18 protein-coding genes are annotated in these 19011 nt (G+C 51.5%); 3 read left to right on the top strand and 15 right to left on the bottom strand.

All coding sequences use genetic code 11. The features are described from left to right. Positions 1 to 174 precede the first annotated feature (174 nt). The 6 genes from PA598K_RS08725 to PA598K_RS08700 form a co-directional block, all read right to left on the bottom strand. Positions 175 to 1617: an ABC transporter substrate-binding protein gene (locus PA598K_RS08725; RefSeq protein WP_128656584.1), complete on the bottom strand. Its 1443-nt coding sequence runs from the start codon at positions 1615 to 1617 to the stop codon at positions 175 to 177. Beyond that, complete coding sequence (locus PA598K_RS08720; RefSeq protein ID WP_221414110.1) at positions 1617 to 3023, bottom strand: ABC transporter substrate-binding protein; 1407 nt, start codon at positions 3021 to 3023, stop codon at positions 1617 to 1619. The genes PA598K_RS08725 and PA598K_RS08720 overlap by 1 nt, the downstream gene beginning before the upstream one ends. A gap of 101 nt (positions 3024 to 3124) precedes the next feature. Further along, a complete protein-coding gene (locus PA598K_RS08715; RefSeq protein WP_307719873.1) occupies positions 3125 to 3673 on the bottom strand; it encodes an RNA polymerase sigma factor in 549 nt (182 codons plus the stop codon). Positions 3674 to 4670: 997 nt separating this feature from the next. After that, positions 4671 to 5306, bottom strand: coding sequence for a hypothetical protein (locus PA598K_RS08710; RefSeq protein WP_128656581.1), 636 nt, complete (start codon positions 5304 to 5306; stop codon positions 4671 to 4673). Further along, complete coding sequence (locus tag PA598K_RS08705; RefSeq protein WP_128656580.1) at positions 5297 to 5524, bottom strand: hypothetical protein; 228 nt, start codon at positions 5522 to 5524, stop codon at positions 5297 to 5299. The genes PA598K_RS08710 and PA598K_RS08705 overlap by 10 nt, the downstream gene beginning before the upstream one ends. A gap of 1210 nt (positions 5525 to 6734) precedes the next feature. Next, entirely contained in the window at positions 6735 to 7370 is a 636-nt protein-coding gene (locus PA598K_RS08700; protein ID WP_260405324.1) for a hypothetical protein, read from the bottom strand. Between the two features lie 576 nt (positions 7371 to 7946). On the opposite strand from PA598K_RS08700, the gene PA598K_RS08690 reads away from it, so the two are divergent. Continuing rightward, positions 7947 to 8870, top strand: coding sequence for a protein kinase family protein (locus tag PA598K_RS08690; protein ID WP_128656578.1), 924 nt, complete (start codon positions 7947 to 7949; stop codon positions 8868 to 8870). A 91-nt stretch (positions 8871 to 8961) separates the two neighbouring features. Here PA598K_RS08690 and cas6 read toward each other — a convergent pair whose 3' ends face one another. Continuing rightward, the gene (cas6, locus tag PA598K_RS08685) at positions 8962 to 9843 is read right to left on the bottom strand and encodes a CRISPR system precrRNA processing endoribonuclease RAMP protein Cas6 (protein ID WP_128656577.1); all 882 of its coding nucleotides are present in this window, start codon (positions 9841 to 9843) and stop codon (positions 8962 to 8964) included. A 92-nt stretch (positions 9844 to 9935) separates the two neighbouring features. After that, positions 9936 to 10523, bottom strand: coding sequence for a DUF1349 domain-containing protein (locus PA598K_RS08680; RefSeq protein WP_128656576.1), 588 nt, complete (start codon positions 10521 to 10523; stop codon positions 9936 to 9938). A gap of 312 nt (positions 10524 to 10835) precedes the next feature. On the opposite strand from PA598K_RS08680, the gene PA598K_RS08675 reads away from it, so the two are divergent. Beyond that, positions 10836 to 11507 (top strand): stalk domain-containing protein, encoded by a 672-nt coding sequence (locus tag PA598K_RS08675; RefSeq protein WP_128656575.1) that lies wholly within the window; start codon positions 10836 to 10838, stop codon positions 11505 to 11507. A gap of 181 nt (positions 11508 to 11688) precedes the next feature. Here PA598K_RS08675 and PA598K_RS08670 read toward each other — a convergent pair whose 3' ends face one another. The 7 genes from PA598K_RS08670 to PA598K_RS08640 form a co-directional block, all read right to left on the bottom strand. Continuing rightward, positions 11689 to 12351, bottom strand: a complete 663-nt coding sequence (locus PA598K_RS08670; RefSeq protein ID WP_128656574.1) for an ABC transporter ATP-binding protein — start codon at positions 12349 to 12351, stop codon at positions 11689 to 11691. Positions 12352 to 12371: 20 nt separating this feature from the next. Beyond that, positions 12372 to 12983, bottom strand: coding sequence for a hypothetical protein (locus PA598K_RS08665; RefSeq protein WP_128656573.1), 612 nt, complete (start codon positions 12981 to 12983; stop codon positions 12372 to 12374). Positions 12984 to 13001: 18 nt separating this feature from the next. Beyond that, a complete protein-coding gene (locus PA598K_RS08660; RefSeq protein WP_128656572.1) occupies positions 13002 to 14207 on the bottom strand; it encodes an ABC transporter permease in 1206 nt (401 codons plus the stop codon). Next, a complete protein-coding gene (locus PA598K_RS08655; protein WP_128656571.1) occupies positions 14204 to 15052 on the bottom strand; it encodes an efflux RND transporter periplasmic adaptor subunit in 849 nt (282 codons plus the stop codon). Before PA598K_RS08655 ends, PA598K_RS08660 begins: the two co-directional genes overlap by 4 nt. A 166-nt stretch (positions 15053 to 15218) precedes the next feature. Continuing rightward, entirely contained in the window at positions 15219 to 16004 is a 786-nt protein-coding gene (locus PA598K_RS08650; RefSeq protein ID WP_128656570.1) for a hypothetical protein, read from the bottom strand. After that, positions 15988 to 17418 (bottom strand): sensor histidine kinase, encoded by a 1431-nt coding sequence (locus PA598K_RS08645; protein ID WP_128656569.1) that lies wholly within the window; start codon positions 17416 to 17418, stop codon positions 15988 to 15990. The genes PA598K_RS08650 and PA598K_RS08645 overlap by 17 nt, the downstream gene beginning before the upstream one ends. Beyond that, on the bottom strand, positions 17415 to 18080 hold the full coding sequence (locus PA598K_RS08640) for a response regulator transcription factor (protein WP_307719872.1): 666 nt from the start codon (positions 18078 to 18080) through the stop codon (positions 17415 to 17417). The genes PA598K_RS08645 and PA598K_RS08640 overlap by 4 nt, the downstream gene beginning before the upstream one ends. A 213-nt stretch (positions 18081 to 18293) precedes the next feature. On the opposite strand from PA598K_RS08640, the gene PA598K_RS08635 reads away from it, so the two are divergent. After that, positions 18294 to 18866 carry a sigma-70 family RNA polymerase sigma factor gene (locus PA598K_RS08635; protein WP_128656568.1) on the top strand — a complete coding sequence of 191 codons (573 nt, stop codon included), beginning with the start codon at positions 18294 to 18296 and terminating at the stop codon, positions 18864 to 18866. Positions 18867 to 19011: the final 145 nt, after the last annotated feature.

Raw genomic sequence — 19011 nt, 5'->3', positions numbered from 1 at the left:
GGGCTTTCGTAATTTAGGTTTATTTAAGACCTAGTCCGTATGGATTATATTTTACTCTAGTTGTCGAATAATTGGAATCTCATAACAGCTTCCTCTGACATGGTAAAAAAGACGCCCCTGCGCAAAGCAAAGGCGTCTACGATTCATCTCAACCCGAACTTAAAACTCCGAACGCTACTCCCCAGCCTTCAACGCTGCGTCCAGCAGAAACTGACCTTCCTGCTGAATCGTGGCCAGCGCCTCCTGCACGCTCTTGGCGTCCCGCACGGCCTCCTCGATCTCCCGGTTCACCAGGGCGGGAAACGATTCGTAGAAGGAGACATCAAGCGGGACGGAGGCGTACACCGGCTGCTGCGCAGGGAGCTGCCGGAAGATGCCCTCGACGGCTGGGTCGCCGCTCAGCTGCACGAACTCGACGCGCGAGGACAAAGCACCCATACCATACTGCTCCCCGGCTACCGCAGCGTGGATCTTGGCCATCCGCGAGCCGTTGAAGTACTGGATCACCTCCCAGGCCTGGTCATGCTGCTCGCTCCCCGCGACCATGCTGAATATCGGGTAGGTGTACATGCCGCTGCTGCGCATGCGATCGCTGGAGCTGACCGGCGGAGCCACGATTCCCCAGTCGAACGCAATGTTTTTGCGATTGGACGCATTCATCATCCCGTAGGGAGCGACCGTCATCGCCGCCTTGCCTTGTGCGAACAGATCCGCCTGCGCCGTCTCCTCCGGTCCGTAGTAGGTGACGCCATCCCGCACCTCGCCGACACGCTCTTTGCCAGCAAAGCCGCCCTTCTTGTAGACATCAACCAGCGTATCGAACAACGCCTCCCAGGATGGCGTCGACATCGTAATCTGCCCTCGCCCGAGGTCATACTCCTGCAGCCCCTCCGTCGCTGCGATCGTCAGCATCAGGTCGTAGGGCGTCCTCAGCCACATCTGATGGTAGCCGCGCACTTTGTCAGGGTTGGTCCCCTCTGTCTTGAACCGCTCCGACAGCAGCAGGATATCTTGCCAGGTCATGCCGTCTTGAGGCAGCGGGATACCGAACTCTTCGAAGAGGTCCGCATTATAGTAGAGCGAATAGGCATCAAAGCTCGGAGATAAGCCGAAGAGGCCACCGGTCTCATTGTCCTTGAGCAGCTCCATCACTCCGGGGTGGAAGCTCTCCTCCTTCACTTCCTCGCTGTCCCTCATCCGGGTCGCCAGATCGACCAGCACGCCGTCATCGGACAGCTGCCGATACATCCCGTAATCGGTGAACAGGACCAGATCCGGCTTTTCTTGATCGATCAGCTGCCGCATCCGCACTTGCGGATCGCCGCCTGATGTGTAGAGATCATCCGCCGAGATTAATTCTACTGGCAGTCCGGGGAAGGCCGCGTCGAAATAATCTCTTAGCTGCGAATTAAACATCTCCTCGCTGGAATAGGCGATTTTGAGCGGTGTGGCAGGTATCGGCTCTGACGCTGCTCCCATACATCCCGACAACAACAGGCAGACAGCCAACAGCATCACGTGCCAATTGAAGCGCCTTGCGCGGGGGACGGAGGCGGATCGGGTAGCCTTGCCGCCCTGACGGCTGATCGAGCTGTGCTTACTCATTTGCGTGTTCATTACTGCTCCCCTCCCTGTGCAGGGACAGCCTCAAGCTCCGTCTGGAGCTGCTGCAGCGCGGCTTGGACAGTCATCTCTTCTTGTATAACCGCTTGGAGCAAGGCATCGCCTTTTTGTTGGAAGATATTGTTCTGAGCAGCTGCGCGGCTGGTCCCGCCCATCGTCATCCTGTATTCCTCCAGTACGGCGACAGGATCAGGCTCCAGCTTGTAGAATGGGGCCAGCTCGGCGGCTGTTGCCGAGGACAGCGCACCCTTCCTGACGAGCAAGGTGTTGCCCGTGCGCTCCAGCTTCTCCGCCATTGCCTCACTGTGGATGAACTTCACCAGCTCCCAGGCCGCCTTGTGATGCGGCGAGGCTGCGTTGACCGCATACACCGTGCCTCCGTAGTAATGGGTCGCCCGGTTAGGCTCGTTCGCATTGACCGGCTCCGTGACGACCATCCAGTCCAGCTCCAGCCCCTCAATGTTCGTATAATGAGACAGGCTGTTCATGTAATAGCTGGCCTCCAGCCGCATCGCCGCCTCACCCATAGCGAACGGGTCGCCCTCCATCATTTGCTTCATGGACCGCGTGCCGGTCCACGACTGAGAAGCCTCGCTCTGGATCCAGCCTTGCTGTATGCCTGTCGCTACCTGACTCCAGATATCCTCCCAAGCAGGCGTATCCATCGTCACCGCGCTTCCGTCCGAGGAGACCGCCTGGACCCCATTGGTCTGACCGATATATTGCGCCAGCTTGATCGGAGAGTCATGCAGCCGCAAGCCAGTTACACCCGTCCCATCGAATCGCGCTGCTATATGCAGCAGTTCCTCCCAGGTCATGCCGTCGGTCGGCAGCGGGATGCCGTGCTGCTCGAAAAGCGCTTTGTTAATATAGACGCCAAAGGTAGCAAAGTCGGGACTCAGTCCGTACAGCTGTCCGCCGCCGGCTTCCCGCAGCAGATCGATGACCGGCTCGTGGAACGCAGCCATATCCAGATCATCGCTCTTGATCCAGGCATCGAGCGGCTGCAGCTTGCCCTCCGTCGCCAGCTCGGCATAGTAATGCAGGGGCAGCGTGTAGATGTCCGGCTGCTCCTTCTCCGCCCATTGCTCGAATTCCTCGAGCGTCTGTAGCTGGCTTGGCTCATTCACCAGCTCGATCCGAACCGAAGGATGACGGATGATGAATGCCTTGCCGAACGTGTTCATAAAGCTGCTATATTGACTGGCCTGTACCCGCAGCGTCAGCTCGCCCTCCTCGGCCAACAGATCCTTCTCGATGACCGCGGCGATCGTCGTCGATGGCTTCCCGAACAGCATCTCATTGAGATCCTCCCGGTACAGCCACCCCGACCCGGCGATCAGCACACAGAGCAAGACGAGCGCGGTGCGCACAGCCAGCTTGGTTTTTGTCTTTTTCATGCGGACCCTCTCCCTAATCTTCAACTTCAGCTCCGGTGTAAATCCGCTGTCCTGCAACGGTTGTCCCGACAGCCGTTTCTCCCAATCCTTGCCGATCCTTGTCATGAGTCTCCCTCCCCCAACTGGCGGTTGACGGCCGCTCTTGCCCGATGCAGTCGCGACTTGACCGTGCCCTCGGATATTTGCAGTACCGCTGCGATCTCTTTGAGCGATAGGCCGTGATGGGTATGCAGCAGCAACACCTCGCGCAGCTTGCGCGGGAGCGACAAGACGACGGACCAGATCTCCTCGGTCACCTGGCGGTCTAGATGCTCCTTCTCCGCCGAAGGATGTACCTCCCGCTGTCGCCATACGGGCAAGAGGATCACCTTGCGCAGCCAGGAGGAGTGCAGGGCGTCCTTGGCGGTATTGCGCGTGATGGCGAACAGCCACGTCTTCACCGAGGACTGTCCCCGGAAGGAATAGAGCCGCTCATAGACCTTGACGAACACATCCTGTGTCACATCATCGGCCAACTCCGCCCGGCGCGTCAGGAAATAAGCAAAGTTCCACACCTCTTTGCCATACGCCTGCATTAGCTCCTCCAGGACGAGATTCTTGTCCAATCCGCCGGTAATGTGGTTCAAATAATCGAACTGCAATCCGTTCACCTCGAGCATTAGACGATTAAAGAGGAAAATGGTTCCCTTTTGGGCTGAAATTTTTTAGAAGTAGAATAGGTGAAGGGGTGAGTACAGCTTAGGGGTGAGAAGCAGCGGGGATATGAAGCTTTTCATCAGTACCATCGATAACGATTCGTGCCACAAGCTGGCTAAATAAAAAGCTGAAGCAAATTCAATCCACGCACCTACGTGAGGTGCGACGTAATAACCCAGATTTCTGACCGTTCGGAATTTATTTCAATCCACGCACCTACATGAGGTGCGACCGACTCTGTGGATGGGGCGGCTTTATGATAGCATATTTCAATCCACGCACCTACACGAGGTGCGACTCATGGACGGCCCAGCGCGCCGAGCTGTTACGCCATTTCAATCCACGCACCCACGTAAGGTGCGACAGATCGCCCCCGGGCAGCTGGTTCTCCGATACGATTTCAATCCACGCACCCACGTAAGGTGCGACAGCGAAAAATGGCCAAAACTCTCCCTACTCAACCATTGATCACACAAACTCATCTCAATCCCGCTCTTTTTCCCCCATAATTACGAAAGAGAACATCAAATTCTGATCATATCAGTCATTTCTCAGGTGCGAATCTCCCGGGGTTTTCATGTTCACTTCACATTCGCACCAGGAAGCGACGTCTCCACAATCTACTAACCACAGCGTACTATGAAGCCACATCTACAATCAATTCCAACGCTATTTCTTCCCTACAATTATTAAGACCTCCACAATATATACGCTCTTGTGTCCCATTACCTATCCCTTTGATAAGGGTAGCCGATCTCCTCCAGATCCTCGAGCAGGTCGTCCAGCATGAGTTGGGGATCGACCGTCCAAGAGGCCTCTTTAACAAACTCAAACGTAATCGTCGGTTAGCCGCTCGCTACGATAAATTGGTTTGTACTTTAGTTGGCCTATTTAAAGCTGGTTTCTTTCATGGTTTGGTTGACATGAGGTTTTCATAGACGCCTTAGAACCCTAATCATTTGAATTCTCTATATTAGCGGTCGAATTGTCTTTATCACGTTGTGCACGATAGACCCCTTTGTACCGTTTCACATCTCGTTGTATACGTTCTATAATCGCTAGAATTCCATACTCATTAGACTTCTTGTGAAGATAACTCCAATCAATTTCATCATACAAAAAGCCCATCATTCTTAGCGCCCATTCCCTGGAGTTTTGGTCTGATGTCGCACTGAACTTCAACGCGCGGTCTATTATCATGTCTTCGTAGCCTGAAATGTATATTGGCCATCCTGTTTCCTCGACCACAACTTCCCTCACATGGTCCATTGAATCTTCAAACCGGCCAGAAGGAAACTCTACATAGGTATCCAATTCAGAGTGGTAGAAATCTTTCCCAACCCTATTAAATCCAAGAGAAGACATCAAAGGTGCGTACCGCTCAAACTGCTCCGATTTCATATCCAAATCCACTGTCGCATACATCCCATTACTATATATTGCAACAGCCGAGCCTCCGACTAAAATAGGAACATATAAGCCTTCTTTTTTAAATTCCTCTGTAATCCAACTGCAAACAGCAAGCCTTCTTCTTAAGGGGTTCACAATAGACTTAATCTTATTCTTAACCTCATCATTCAGCACCATCGGTCACCGCGATTCTTGTTGGCTTTGGGATAACCTCCCTTTGGGAAATTCCTTCTTAACTCTTCAATCTCCATTGCCAATACCATCGCTCGCTTGCCTTCATCTCTGGGTTTAGTGGATGGTTGTTGATCAATTACACTGCTGCTCAAAAAAAAGTTCTTTTCACTGGCATTGGATTCCGTCAAATAATCGCTCAAAAATCCCGACTTAATTGGCATATGTTCCACTCACCTCCAAAATGAGATGCGACATTATAAAAAATCAAACTTAAAGTCTTTTTTCTTAATGATACCATTTGACGTTTACGGGTACAACGAGTCGGACAACTTTGGGTTAATACTGAAGAGCAGCAGCTAACTTCGTAATACTTTAGTTTTGTTTATGATTATTTTCAATCCATGTACCTGTTCAATTCGAGTTCAAACTCAGCTGTTTGATCCTGGAGATATTACAATCCACGCACCTACACGAGGTGCGACTTGGCGAGCGTAGAGGACCAGATGCTGGCACAAATTTCAATCCGTGAGGTGCGACTCCCCCTCGCGCTCCAGCGTCAGCCCAAATGCCCGATTTCAATCCACGCACCTACGTGAGGTGCGACTCTGGGTCGTTTTGTACGGGATGTCTTGCAGCGATTTCAATCCACGCACCTACGTGAGGTGCGACTAGTAACGATCAGGGTGAAGTCATCGTCTCCTCTATTTCAATCCACGCACCTACGTGAGGTGCGACATCGATTGGCGTGATATTAACCACCCGAGAGAGCACTATTTCAATCCACGCACCTACGTGAGGTGCGACACTTGATCGCCGGGGAAAGACGGATCAGATCGGTATTTCAATCCACGCACCTACGTAAGGTGCGACGTTGGTATGGATTGCACAGGACTGATTGCCAGAATTTCAATCCACGCACCTACGTAAGGTGCGACTTGGAATATTGTAACTATGGATATCCAGTTTATATTTCAATCCACGCACCTACGTAAGGTGCGACTTGGATTAACCAGTTGACGAGCGAAGGCGTGCTATTTCACTCCACGCACCTACGTAAGGTGCGACGATTAACTTAATCCGCGTGCCGGTGCGGCGGCTATTTCAATCCACGCACCTACGTAAGGTGCGACAGCGAATAATGGCCAAAAGCCTTCCTACTAAGCCATTTTATCACACAGTTACTTCTCATCCCGCTCTTTCCCCTCATAATTCCGAAAGAAAACATCAAATTCCGTTCATTTCAATCATTTATCAGGTGCGAATCCCCCGGAGATTTCATGTTCACTCTACATTCGCACCACGAAGCGAAGCTTCCATTATCTTCTACTAACCTCAGCGTACTATGAAGCCGCATCTACAGTCAATTCCAACGCTATTATTTCTCCCCTACCATATAAACGATCTCGACTATAAATACAAGTCCGTGTCCCATCACCTATCCCTTTGATAAGGGTAGCCGATCTCCTCCAGATCCTCGAGCAGGTCGTCCAACGTAAGCTCGGGATTCAACCGTTGCAGGAGATACTCGTCGATCGGCGTCATCGCGAACACTTTTTCCACCAACGCCAGGTCCAGCTCGATCTCATAGTAGCCGATTGCCCATGCGTGATACGCGGCCGCCCCGCCCGTCAGTATCTCCAGCAAGCGATAGTCCTGCTCCGTATAAGGCTTGCCCGCCTGCCAGAGCTCGGCCTCGGACAGCCGCCACATCAGGAAGGTGGTCTCCTCCACGATAAATGCCGGCTCTGCCAAAAAAGCATCGCACGCAGCGGGAGCAGTAGAGACGATGTCCGCAGCATCCTCGGCCCCCTTGGCAGTTGCCAGCTCCTTGTCATATCCTTTAATCATTACCTGCTCGTCGCCGAACAAAGCAAAGTAATGACTGCCCTCTCCATCGCGCATCGAGGCCATCTGCTCGTCTTGGTCCCACCGGGCATTAAAGGAATAATAACGGTACTCCCACTCCGGACACAAGATCGCATCCAGTATAGCAGCTGCCTGGAAATAATCCCGGCACGTCCCGATGCTCGGGAGTCCCGGGATAGGATACGCAGTATGCGTTGACATGCACACGGCTCCTTTTCATTGATCTTTTATCTTGCTTGAGCTATGCCGCTCGCCCTCTCCGTCAAGTGTCCTAAGACGAGCTGCCGAAGCGATTTTTATAATGCCGGTGGCCGTTGCGACTGCCGTATTTGCGATCGGAAGAGGAATACCGGCCCCTGAATCGCGCACTGCTGGAATGGCGCTTATATCCGTTGGGTTGGCTGCTGGAATAACGCTTGTAGCCTTTTGGTTGACTGCTGGAGTAACGTCGATGGTCCCGGTGCCGGGAACCCTCTATAGCGTGTTTCACTTTCCTGATTATACGATCCAACATCGTCATCACCTCAGTGCAAGAGTAGTTAGCCTCACCCCATACCAACACGATCTTACCACGGCCACCTTAAAGCAAGCTGAAATAGATCGTCTCCCCCGCACACTGCCGCAACGGAATTTGCATGGTGCCTATGGATAGCGTAGGATAGGTTCGTACCGCCGTGATCCGCCTCAGGATCAACGGCGAAATCCGACAGAAGTCCAGACTACATGACTCGTTCGCCACCCTGATGAACGATGCTGGATTCAAGGAGAGAGCATAAGATGTCTATCTTAATAACATGGAGCGCATTCATCGCAGCATGGCGGGATTATCCGCTGGAGCCGGGCCGTCGAATCGGTCGGCGTTATGTCGTACAAGCGTTGCTCGGCATGGGCAGCTATGGGCTGACATATCTGGCGACGGACACAAGCCATGATGTCTCGGTCGCAATCAAGCAGGCGAGACGAAGCAAAGGCTCGCTAGCTCAAGAGCTGCTCAAACGAGAAGCGGAGGCGCTCCAGGCCGTCCGGCATCCGCGTCTGCCGGTATTTCGGGGTCTGGTGAGCGAGGGGCGCGACCACTACCTGGTCATGTCGTACCTGCGCGGCGATACGTTGGAGCAGTTGATCTTTGACCGGAAGCAGCGCTTCACGGAGCGCGACTGCGCGCGGATCGCGCTTCAGTTGTTAACGCTCGTCGCTTATGTCCATGCCCATGGATACGTCCATCTCGACCTGCGCATCCCCAATGTGCTGTTCCACGACGATGAGCTCTATCTCATCGACTTTGGCCTGGCGCGTCGGATCGGCGAGCCGCTCGATGACGAGCCGGAGCCTGTCAAGCGCCGATGCCGGTTATGGCCGGCACGCCGAGCTTCGGGTCAGCCCACAAAGGCGAGCCAAGGCAGTCGAGGTAGCCAAGGCAGTCAACCTCCACCCCAGCCGCACGACAAAAGGGCCGAGCCCGCAGATGATCTGGAGGCAGTCGGCCACTTCATGCTTTTCATGCTCTACTCGACCTACGAGCCAGACGCAGCATCCGCGGACAAGCCGGAGCCCAGCTGGCAGGAGGAGCTGACGCTCTCTACGGAGATGCGGCGCATCCTCGAGCGACTGCTCCGTCTGCAGTCCCCATACGCCGAGGCAGCTGAAGTGATACGCGATCTGCAGTCCTTCGACGAGCCACAGACACCACCGCATGGCTAAGCTAGCCTGTAGAAGCTCTGGCTCCTGGCGCAGACGCTACAGGTAGACACTATAGTTACAGGTAGAGGCTACAGGTACACGATATCAGACGCTACCGATAGACGACATCGAGCTGGCCGCAGCCAAAGGTGGAGTTGCGGCCGATGTGCAGGATACGCGCCGCTTGGAGCCAGGGAGTGAACGGAGACAGCTCGCCCTCGAAGACGAGTGCGCCCAGCATGCCGCTCCAGTCGACCGACTCCCGCTTGCGCGTAGAGTAGCGGTGCATCTCGTATAGATGAAGCGCCGAGGAGATCATCCGTACCTCGCTCGCCCGCTCGCAGACCGCCGCTGCAGCTTCGCGATCGACAGAGCCGCCGTACCGCTCGGTCAGCGTCTCGATCCGCCGGGTGATGCTGCGGATAATCGTGCTAAAATCGATCGTCTGCACCAGCGCCCCGCCCCGGCGAATCCGCAGCGGCGTCGTCAGATGAACAGAGCACCACTGCGCATGCTCCCGATGCGCATGGGCTGATAGATTCTCGGCCGCCACGGCCTCGCCGTCCCATCGCCCCTCGCTCCAGATGCTCCGATACCGCTCTCCTTGCAGCACATCGACGAGTGCAAACGCCTTGCGCTCCGCGCCCAGCCGGAACGGGCTGGCTCCGGCCAACAGTCGGACGACCGACTCGATGTGCTGAACCGCATCCCCCAGCAGGATGAGACCGAAGCTTAACATCTCGCCCGGCCGATAGACCGATCGCGTGCGCGGAGGCTCGATAATATAGGGGTTGACGATATCCTGCGCGCCTCCGCCCAGCCGACGATTCTCGAACAGGTAGGCATACGTCTCGGGATGCTGTCGCAGCGCCCAGCCGACGACGCCGTGCAGCATCGATCCGAGGAAGGGCGGCAGCCTGGCCGGCTCCTTGCATTCCAATCGGATCAGCAGGGGCAGATAGATCATGTCAAACAGCGGAGAGGCGTTACGCATGCTCTCACTCCTTTCCTCTCGTGCTCTGTTCGTGCGTATCCGAAGATGGACTGCCATGACGCGATACGCATCGATGCGATCCGTTCACGCTCTTAATGGTGCGCCTGCCACTTGCATTCCGTCATCGCCATCTCCGTGAACACCGCACGGAACGACGATTGCTCCGGGCTGCACGCATACAGCCCCATCCGGATCGCACCCCCGCCCTCGAACAGATGGAAGATGCGCATCTGCTTGTAATGCTCGCCGTCGTAAGCATACTCGAGCAGGAAGTCGCTATCCCGTCGACTCAGCCGATAGTACATCTGCTTGATCGACGCGTCGATGTCCGTCGTCGCCCAGTCCGAGTAGCCGCGATTGGTGACGACGCTGCCGAGCCGCTGGAACGTATCGTTCTCGTATTCGCTGGCCGCCTTGAACCAGTTATCGCTGTCTTGATAGACGAGGACGCCCGCCTGATCGTAGCGATGCTTGCTGTCATAAGACACCTTCACCTCGAACGAGAAGTACGGCTCGTCGATCTCCATCAGCAGCCCCGGCGCATTGTCGTTCCGGAAGCCATAGTACGTCCGTTGCCAGAAGTCCGTACCCGGCTCTGTGACGAGCTCTACCTTGTCCGATTCGATCACAGACGACTTCGGTTTATGTACCCATGCGAGCTGTTGCGTATCCCACTTCATTACTACATCCTCCCTCATATGTATCCTGACCTGCTCCAGTGCTGCTCCACGACCACATGGTCATTCAAAATAGCCTGTCGGTCCGCTTGGCGGACAGGCCGCCTTCATGCCATTATACCACGCGTCGCCTGGCACACGCTCCGCACCCTCGACTCGAAGCGAGAAAAACGTCCGCCGATTCGGCAGCTCTGTGGCAAAATGTTCCTGCACGAAATATGACTTTTGCACCTTGCTTGACCCATGGGCCAGCCGTATACTATTTTTAGTTTTCATGGCATTTTCATTTATTCCACCAACAGAGGAGTGCTTGGGATGAAAAAGAAATGGATCGCTTCCATCGCAGTGGCCAGTATGCTCGTAGGAGGCGGAGTTGGAGCCTTTGGCGCTTCCAATCTGCAAGAGATCAAAGCTTACCTCGATAACGGACTCAAATTCAAGTTGAACGGCCAGGCCTATGTCCCAACCAATGATAAAGGCGGGGCTGTACTTCCAATTACCTATAACGGGACCACCTACCTGCCGGTGCGGGCGATCTCCAACGCGCTTAACACGGCCATCTCTTACGATGCGAAGACGAAGACGATCTCGCTCGGCGAACAAACCGCGGGCACCCCGATCGCGCAAGGCTTCGAGAACATGTACCATACGAAGGACCCGGCCTTGACCTCGTATAACGGCAAAGACTACAAAGAAGTGTTCTTCGACAATGCGCCTAGCAAACGCGGTACCTCCTTCATGCTCTATCCGAAGGGCAAGTACCAGAAGCTCGTCCTGCAAGTGGCGGCCATCGGCAGCGATATCGAAAAGTTCGAAATCATCGACAGCGGCAAAGATATCGTCTTGAAAACCGTATCCGTCAACGTCGCGGATGGTCTGAAAACAATCGAAGTCGATATCGGCGGCGTCAGCGAGCTGTATATCAACGGCGACGTCGAAGAGGGCGGCAAAGTATTCGTCCCGCTCACGACATCGTACTACAAGTAACAACAAGCAAAGGGATTGTCTCGGAGTCATGGAAATGACAGCCGGACAATCCCTTTTCTGATGGACAAAAATGACGCTTAGCAGGCCTATTCGGCACTTTTCAAAATCTAACGGTCACATTTTAGCGCTTAGCCGGGGAACATTTACTTCGCCCGGCTTTTTTTGCGCTGGCGCCTCTCACTTACGAAACAAGCTTCCCATCAAAGAGGGAAAGTATTCTTTTGCTTTGTTCGGCAACTTGATGATCGTGGCTGATTACAATAATGGTATGGCCTCTGCTGTTCAGATTGTGAAAAAGAGCAAGAATTTCTCTACCCGTTGCGGAGTCCAACGAACCTGTCGGCTCATCGGCCAGCAAGAGCGACGGCTCCGTCACCAGCGCACGAGCGATGGCCACTCTCTGCTGTTGCCCGCCCGAAAGCTCTTTGGGCTTATGGTGTACGCGATCTGTGAGACCAACAAGTTTAATATATTCAGCCGCTTTGCTTATCGCCTCGCTTCTTGTCATTCCCTGAAGCAATAGAGGCATAATGATATTTTGCAAGGCTGTGTATTGGGGGATGAGGTTAAATTTTTGAAATACGAAGCCTATCTTTTGATTCCTGATCCAAGATAGTTCCTGAGCATTGCAGCCTCCTACTTCCCGATCCTCGAATTGAAAAGTTCCGCTATCCATGGTATCCATACAGCCTAAAATATTCATCAAGGTTGATTTCCCTGAGCCGGAAGGACCTAAAATGGCGATAAAATCACCTGCTTCGACAGTGAAACTGATATCCTTTAACACATGCAGCCGTTCATTTCCTAGCGAATAAATTTTGTTCACCTTTTCCATACGAATCATGTTTTTCACTCACCCTTTCTTTAATCGATAATGGTCATCTTTTCAATACCCGCATACGTGTTTTCAATTACAAGCGGCTTAATCATCAATATGGTTCCTTTTTTGATGGCATCCAATGCTTCCTTCCCACCCGTAATGTTTCGTAGATCAGTACCTGCAGGAATGATCAAGTTTCTAATCTCGCCGGTATAGATCAAGTCGACTTCACCATTTGCCCCAAAAATGGAATCTTCATCGCCATGTTGTGCCATTTCAGGAGGAAGCGGAGCAATGAAATCAACAAAGCCTTCAGGGTTTTCCTTTTCTTTGACCATAATTTGGTTTGCACCCTTTTTTGCCGGAGTTGAAGGCTTGCCAAGGTTTTCAACCTGCTTCGTGGACATCCCAATTTCAAGTTCCATTTCATTACCAAGAATGCTGATGACTCTTCCGTAAAAAACGGCTGCGGATACAGCCGCTGTCTCTTCAGATCCTGACTGTTCCTGCACCTGATCAGTTTGAGGTTTGCCTTCGGCAACGGCGGGTATGACCGTAGGATCAGTCTGAACGCCCTTCTCTGAAGAATTAGAACAACCGCACAGAATGAAAGCCATACACAACACATAGATCACCCAATGAATCGAATTTCGCATCAGTTGAAACTCCCTTCTTTATTCGTAATTTAATGCCTCAATCGGTTTCTGCCTGGACGCCCGGTAAGCCGGGTAGTAGCCAAAAGCTGTACCTGTGAGCAAGGAAAAAAATAAAGCGGCCAATTGCCCGCTGACAGACGGAAGAACAGGTATTTCCACATAGGCCATAAGCGGCAAGATAAACACGCTTAGCAACATGCCGCCCAAGCTTCCAAAAAAACTGATCGTTATCGATTCCAGCAAAAACTGCAGCCATATATTTCGTTCCGAACAGCCCAGCGCTTTCAAGATCCCAATTTCCCTGGTTCGCTCCTTAATCGATACGAACAGCACATTCATGATACCGATACCGCTGACGATAAATACAATCGTGGCTACTGAGATGAGAATCATGCTCATGATTTTCGCCGATTGGACAGCCGTTTCCATCCTGCTGCCCGCGTCCTCAATCATATAGGCCTCACCATTGAATAACAAATAATGGAGAGAGCTGCGAATCCAGCGCATGGCCGATTTGACTTGCGAAACGTCATTAGCCAAGGCAATCACCTGTGGTCTTGATATATCACTGAATATATACGTATCTCCTACCGAATAGGGGATGAAAATGGAAGTGTCGGGAAGAATGAGTCCGATGTTCGTTCCTTTTTTAGGGAGAACACCGACGACTTTGAACAGCATATTGTGGATGATGATGTACTCGCCAACCGCATATTCAGCGGCACCATAATTTGCTGTTGCCGCATCATAACCGAGAACAGCCACAAAAGCGCCATCTTCCTCATCTTTCTCCGTCAAACCTTCGCCATAGAGTGCGGGTAAATTCAATACCTGTTCGTATTCAGGCGTTACCCCTTGAATTGTTCGGTTATATTCTTCTCCATTTAACGTTACCCTGGCATTGCCAGAGTCCGCTAACATAATATTTTTAAGATAGGGGTTCTCATCTTTGATTTGCTGCACATGCTCCACATTCAATCGTTCGCTTTGCGCCACATCCTTGTCATGCAATATTCGTTGCGATTCATCCAGACTGACGAAAATGGTCGCCGCAGACAGTTCGCCAAATTGCTTCGTGATTTCGACTTCCCCGCCCTTGCCGATCGCAATCACTAAAACAATGGTTGCCGCTCCCGCCATGATACCTAGCGAGCTTAAAATAACTTTGAATTTGTTCTGTATGATGTTCAGCCATACCAATCGCAACATCTCCGTTATTCTCATGCTTCCCCCTCCACATAGACGACATCGCCCACGGAGAGTCCGGACAGGATCTCGCTATAGCGGCCATCCGAGAAGCCTGTCTGAATTTCCTGTTCAAACCATTTCCCTTTTTCATCCTTCAACATGACGATTTGTTTGCCCTCTTTCAGTTGAATCGCCTTATTGGACAGTCGCAGCACATCCTTGGCCTGTTTCTGTATGAGCTGCGCGGAGAAGGTCATTCCTTCCAGAAGCAGCAAATTATCGTCTGGCTCCAATACCGCATACGCTGCATATTCGAGCGGGCTAGCCTTTGTCGGAGCCAACAGAACCTGGGTGATCGTTCCTTGCAGTTCTTGCGATGGATAGGCGCTTAACGTAAACGATACTTGCTGGCCGACTTCTACGTCCGCGATATCGGCTTGCGAGATTTGAATATGCGCGAACATTCCCTCTGGATCCCCAATCTGTGCCACAATCGGTTTTCCAGAAGTCATCTCCCCCGCCGCTAGTGGCACCGATACGACAATCCCGTCCAATTTGGCATACAAGTACGGGTCTGCAAGACCGTGATCAACGGCCTTGGCGAGCTTGTCTCCAGCTTTTACGGCGTCGCCTTTTTTGACATAGAGCTCTTCAATCTGGGCGGGTGCGTCATAATAATGAGAGACGCTAGGCATGGACAAGTAACCGTTCGCTGTTATGCCAGCCGTAATATCACCTTTAAGAACTTCATATTCTCTCATCGGCAGACTCTCTTGTACGGGTTGATTCGCCTGGATTGCAAAATAAGCTGCAATAAGCAGGAGGACGATCATACCTGCCCATAGCTTGATTCTTTGATGGACTGCTTTTCTCCCATTCATCACTGTTCCTCATACCTCACTTTTCATTTGATTTCCTTGATGCTCTGAAGTATAAAGCGTTGATGAATCAAAGTTGCATCCTGGTGCCTTCATAATGGAATCAAAAAAAATACACCGGAAGCGATCTCATCAACCGCTAAAGGTGCATATCTTTATCCAGCAATTATTATTCTTTTTTTCTGATGATGACAGCTATTTCTTCCTCTTTTATTAATGTCCATTTGCTCACATCGTCAAACCCGTAGCTGTTTAAGTCCATATAAAATGTTGCAGGTACAAATTGATCATGTGCCCCAAGGTTGAAATAGTACGTTTGATAGCCGTCTTCAGATACTTTGACTCCGTCATCTTCCATTACAGTGGCGTCCGTAGTGTCTCTACGTATATTTCTCACTTCAAGATCAAGGTAATTGCCCCACGCTTCGATCGTTGCTTCTCCAAGCCTAGGTTCATATTCATGAGAGGATAACTTGAATGTGATGACTTTACCTGTTGCATCATCGAAAACAAAATTTCCCGAGAACGAATCGCCTGCAAAAGCGATGTTCCATAGAATGGCATGACTGGATTGATCCGCTTTAAGCGTGTATAAACCAGCAGCGACATGAAAGACAGGGACAGTCCCCCAATCGATCGGTGGTAGTATCTGCAATGAAGATAGCTTGGCTATTTCAGACATGAAGTGTGCATTTGCAGAAGCAGAGTCAAAATTGGCGCTCATTTCAAGCGCGACCTTGTCCACATCATGCGGATCATGCTGTAACAAATTCAAACGATCCAGCACGGAATGTTTGCTTGTGCCCACTCGGGAGAGGGCCAAAGGTTCCAGCTTGACGATGCCGCTTGTTTTGCGATCCGAATATTGCACCATCCATTCCGGCAAAAACAAACCAATTATGATCAGCAGACAAAGGAAACCGATCCATCCGATCATTTTACCGGCTGCCTTCATCACCTGCCCCCCCTTTCAGCTTCACCTCGACGCGGGTTCCTGCTCCAGGCCGAGACGAAATCTTCATCTCTCCGCCATGAAGCTCCACAATTTCTTTGCATAACGCAAGTCCGATTCCTACCCCCGATCCTCTAAAACGCGACTTGTCGACTGTATAAAATACTTCCGTAATTCGGGATATTTCTTTTTCCGGTATGCCTTTCCCGTGATCTTCGACCGTGATCAGATAGTGTTCTGAATCGACTCGTTTGCCTGTCAGCTTGACTTCCCGATCTACTCGATCAGAATCAATCGCTTTTCTGGCGTTGTCCACCAAATTGATCAGCAAGGTCTGCAGCAGATCCGATTCAACGTTCAGTTGGGCGTCGTCTGCCGCGATATGAAGCACAACACCGCTTTGCTTGAGAATCCATGCTGTTGTTTGTTTCACACGAAACAGCAGTTCTTTGATCTGCACGAGCTTCATATCGAAATGATGATTTTTGACGACCAACAAATCAAGCAATTTGTGCGAAAGTGTCTCCAAACGCTTGCCTTCGCTAAAAATATAATCGGCTGCCAGAATTTTGTTTTCTTCCGACAATTTCTTTGAGCGCAACATATCGGCGTAGCCAATAATGGAAGTGAGCGGCGTTTTGAGCTCATGCGCAAAGCTGCCAATGAAATCACGCTGGCTAGCCGTTATCGCCTCAAGCTCTCGTATCTTTGTTTCCAAACGATCTGCCATCTGATTAAAATCAGTTGCCAATAAACCAACTTCATCCTTGGTCCTCATTAATACCCGCTCCCCATATTTCCCTTCAGCAATTTCTCTTGTCGTTTTCGCCAGTTTCTTCAGTGGAGAGAGGGCCCATGCAGTAATCAGAAACATGACGATTCCGTTTATTACCAACATCACCAACACCAGCTTGCGATAAAAAGAAAATACATGCTGCCGATCCATAAACACGGAAGTGACATCTCGAATGGTTTCGACATAGATCCTTCCGCTGGTCGTCTCCATCCATGAAGCGGCCTGGATATAATGACGGCTTGCATCACGCCATGTTTCATAGGCGAGTGTATCTTCCGCAAGCTGTTGCCAAACGATTTGACCAAAGTCAAAGTCGCCCTGCTGCACCATCACCTGATTGTTTTGATCGGAAATGCGGATGGACAGGACGGGGCTCGCAAAATGGGATACGATCGATTCCAGCATTGGAAGCATCCTCGATTGCTCTTGTTCGTCAGAGGATTCAAGCGGTATGACCGCGGTAAAATAGCTGCGTATCGTTTTGTTTTCTTGCAAAGCCGCATTTCGTTCTCGATCAAATGCCGACTGAAATACGACGGAGATTAAAAAGTAACCACCTATGCTAAACGTTAAGATCGTCATAACAAGCGTAGTGAAGAATATCTTCCATGATAATTTCATGACTCTAGCTCCAAGCGATAGCCTACTTTATATACCGCTGTAAGGCGATGCTCCCAGCTCAATTTTTTCCGCAAACGCTGGACGTGGAGATCTACGGTTCTACTATCCCCCATGTCATCTCCTCCCCAAATTTTTTCATAAATCTTTTCTCTAAACAGGGCGATGTTTTTATTTTGAATAAAGAGAAGGAGCAGCTCATATTCCTTTTTCGTCAAAGGGATTTCAATATGATTCTTTTTAACTATTCTGGCATGCGTGTCGACCGTCAAATCCTCAATTTGAACGATCGCTTGGTGTAGATGATATCGCCTTAATACCGCTTCAACGCGTGCCAGGAGCTCAACAATTTCGAATGGCTTTACCAGATAATCGTCTGCTCCCAACTTCAAACCTTTTACTCGATCATCAACCTGTGTCTTTGCTGTGATGAAGATAACCGGGATATCCAGCGGCTTTACATACGCCATCACTTCATAACCATCAATTTTCGGAAGTAGTATATCCAGCAAAATCAAGTCATACGGATGTTCATCAAGCATGCTTATGGCCGTTATTCCATCAAAGGCACAATTACAGAAATAGCCTGCCTCACAAAGATTCATCCTGATTAAATCTGAAATCGGTTGCTCATCTTCAACGATCAAGATGCGAATCACCATCATCCCCCCTTGTATCCCCTAAAGAATTCCCCATCGTTCTGTTACAATTCTATATGATCTTAGTATAAGCTTGATTTGTATCATATTTGTATCAAAGGTGTTCACTACTTATCGACTGATTCCTTACCACCCAAATACTTGAGAGATTATGACCTCCCGCTTCGTTGTATAGGGTGTAAGAGCTCTTACATTCATTAAGAAGGGACGCCCGAACGCATGAAAGCAAACGAAACCAACTTTATACGACGCTTGCAGCGCCGCAAGGAGGATGCCCTCGACTATATCGTCGATACGTATCTGCCACTCGTCAAAGGTGCCGTCGTCAAAATACTCGGACCGCTGCGCAGCGACGGACTGATCGAGGAATGCATCAACGACAGCTTCCTCGCCGTCTGGCAGCATGCCGACGCCTTCCAGGGCGATACCGAGGACTTCCGCAAGTGGATCTATGCAATCGCCCGCTTCAGGGCGATCGACGCTTACCGGAAGGCGATCCGCCAGCGAGGGCATCTGGCGCCCGAGGCGAGCCTGGAGACACTGCGATCGGAGTCGGCAGAGCAGGAGATGCTGCTGGCGGAGGAGCACGCTGAGGTGATGCGGCTGCTCGACCAACTCGGCGAGACCGACAGGGCGATCTTCACGATGAAGTATCTGCTCGGCCTGCGCACCGAGGACATCGCGGCGAAGCTGGGGCTAACGCGCACCGCCATCGACAACCGGGTGTTCCGGGGCAAAAAAAAGCTGCAAGAAAAAGCGCGACATATGGGACTGGGAGGTCATACGATATGAAGGACATTTACAAACAATTGAACGAGATGAAGCTGGACGAGCAGGAGCTGGCGGAAGTTGAGGTGAGCGAGCAGGAGCGACAGCAGGTCAAGCAGACGCTGCGCTCCGCGATTCGTCGCAAGCCGAGACGACGCGCTTGGGCGCG

Source organism: Paenibacillus sp. 598K, from assembly GCF_003851045.1.
Taxonomy (GTDB): Bacteria; Bacillota; Bacilli; order Paenibacillales; family Paenibacillaceae; genus Paenibacillus_D.
Note: the sequence above shows the minus strand (reverse complement) of the source record. Positions and strands in the feature narration are given on the sequence as shown.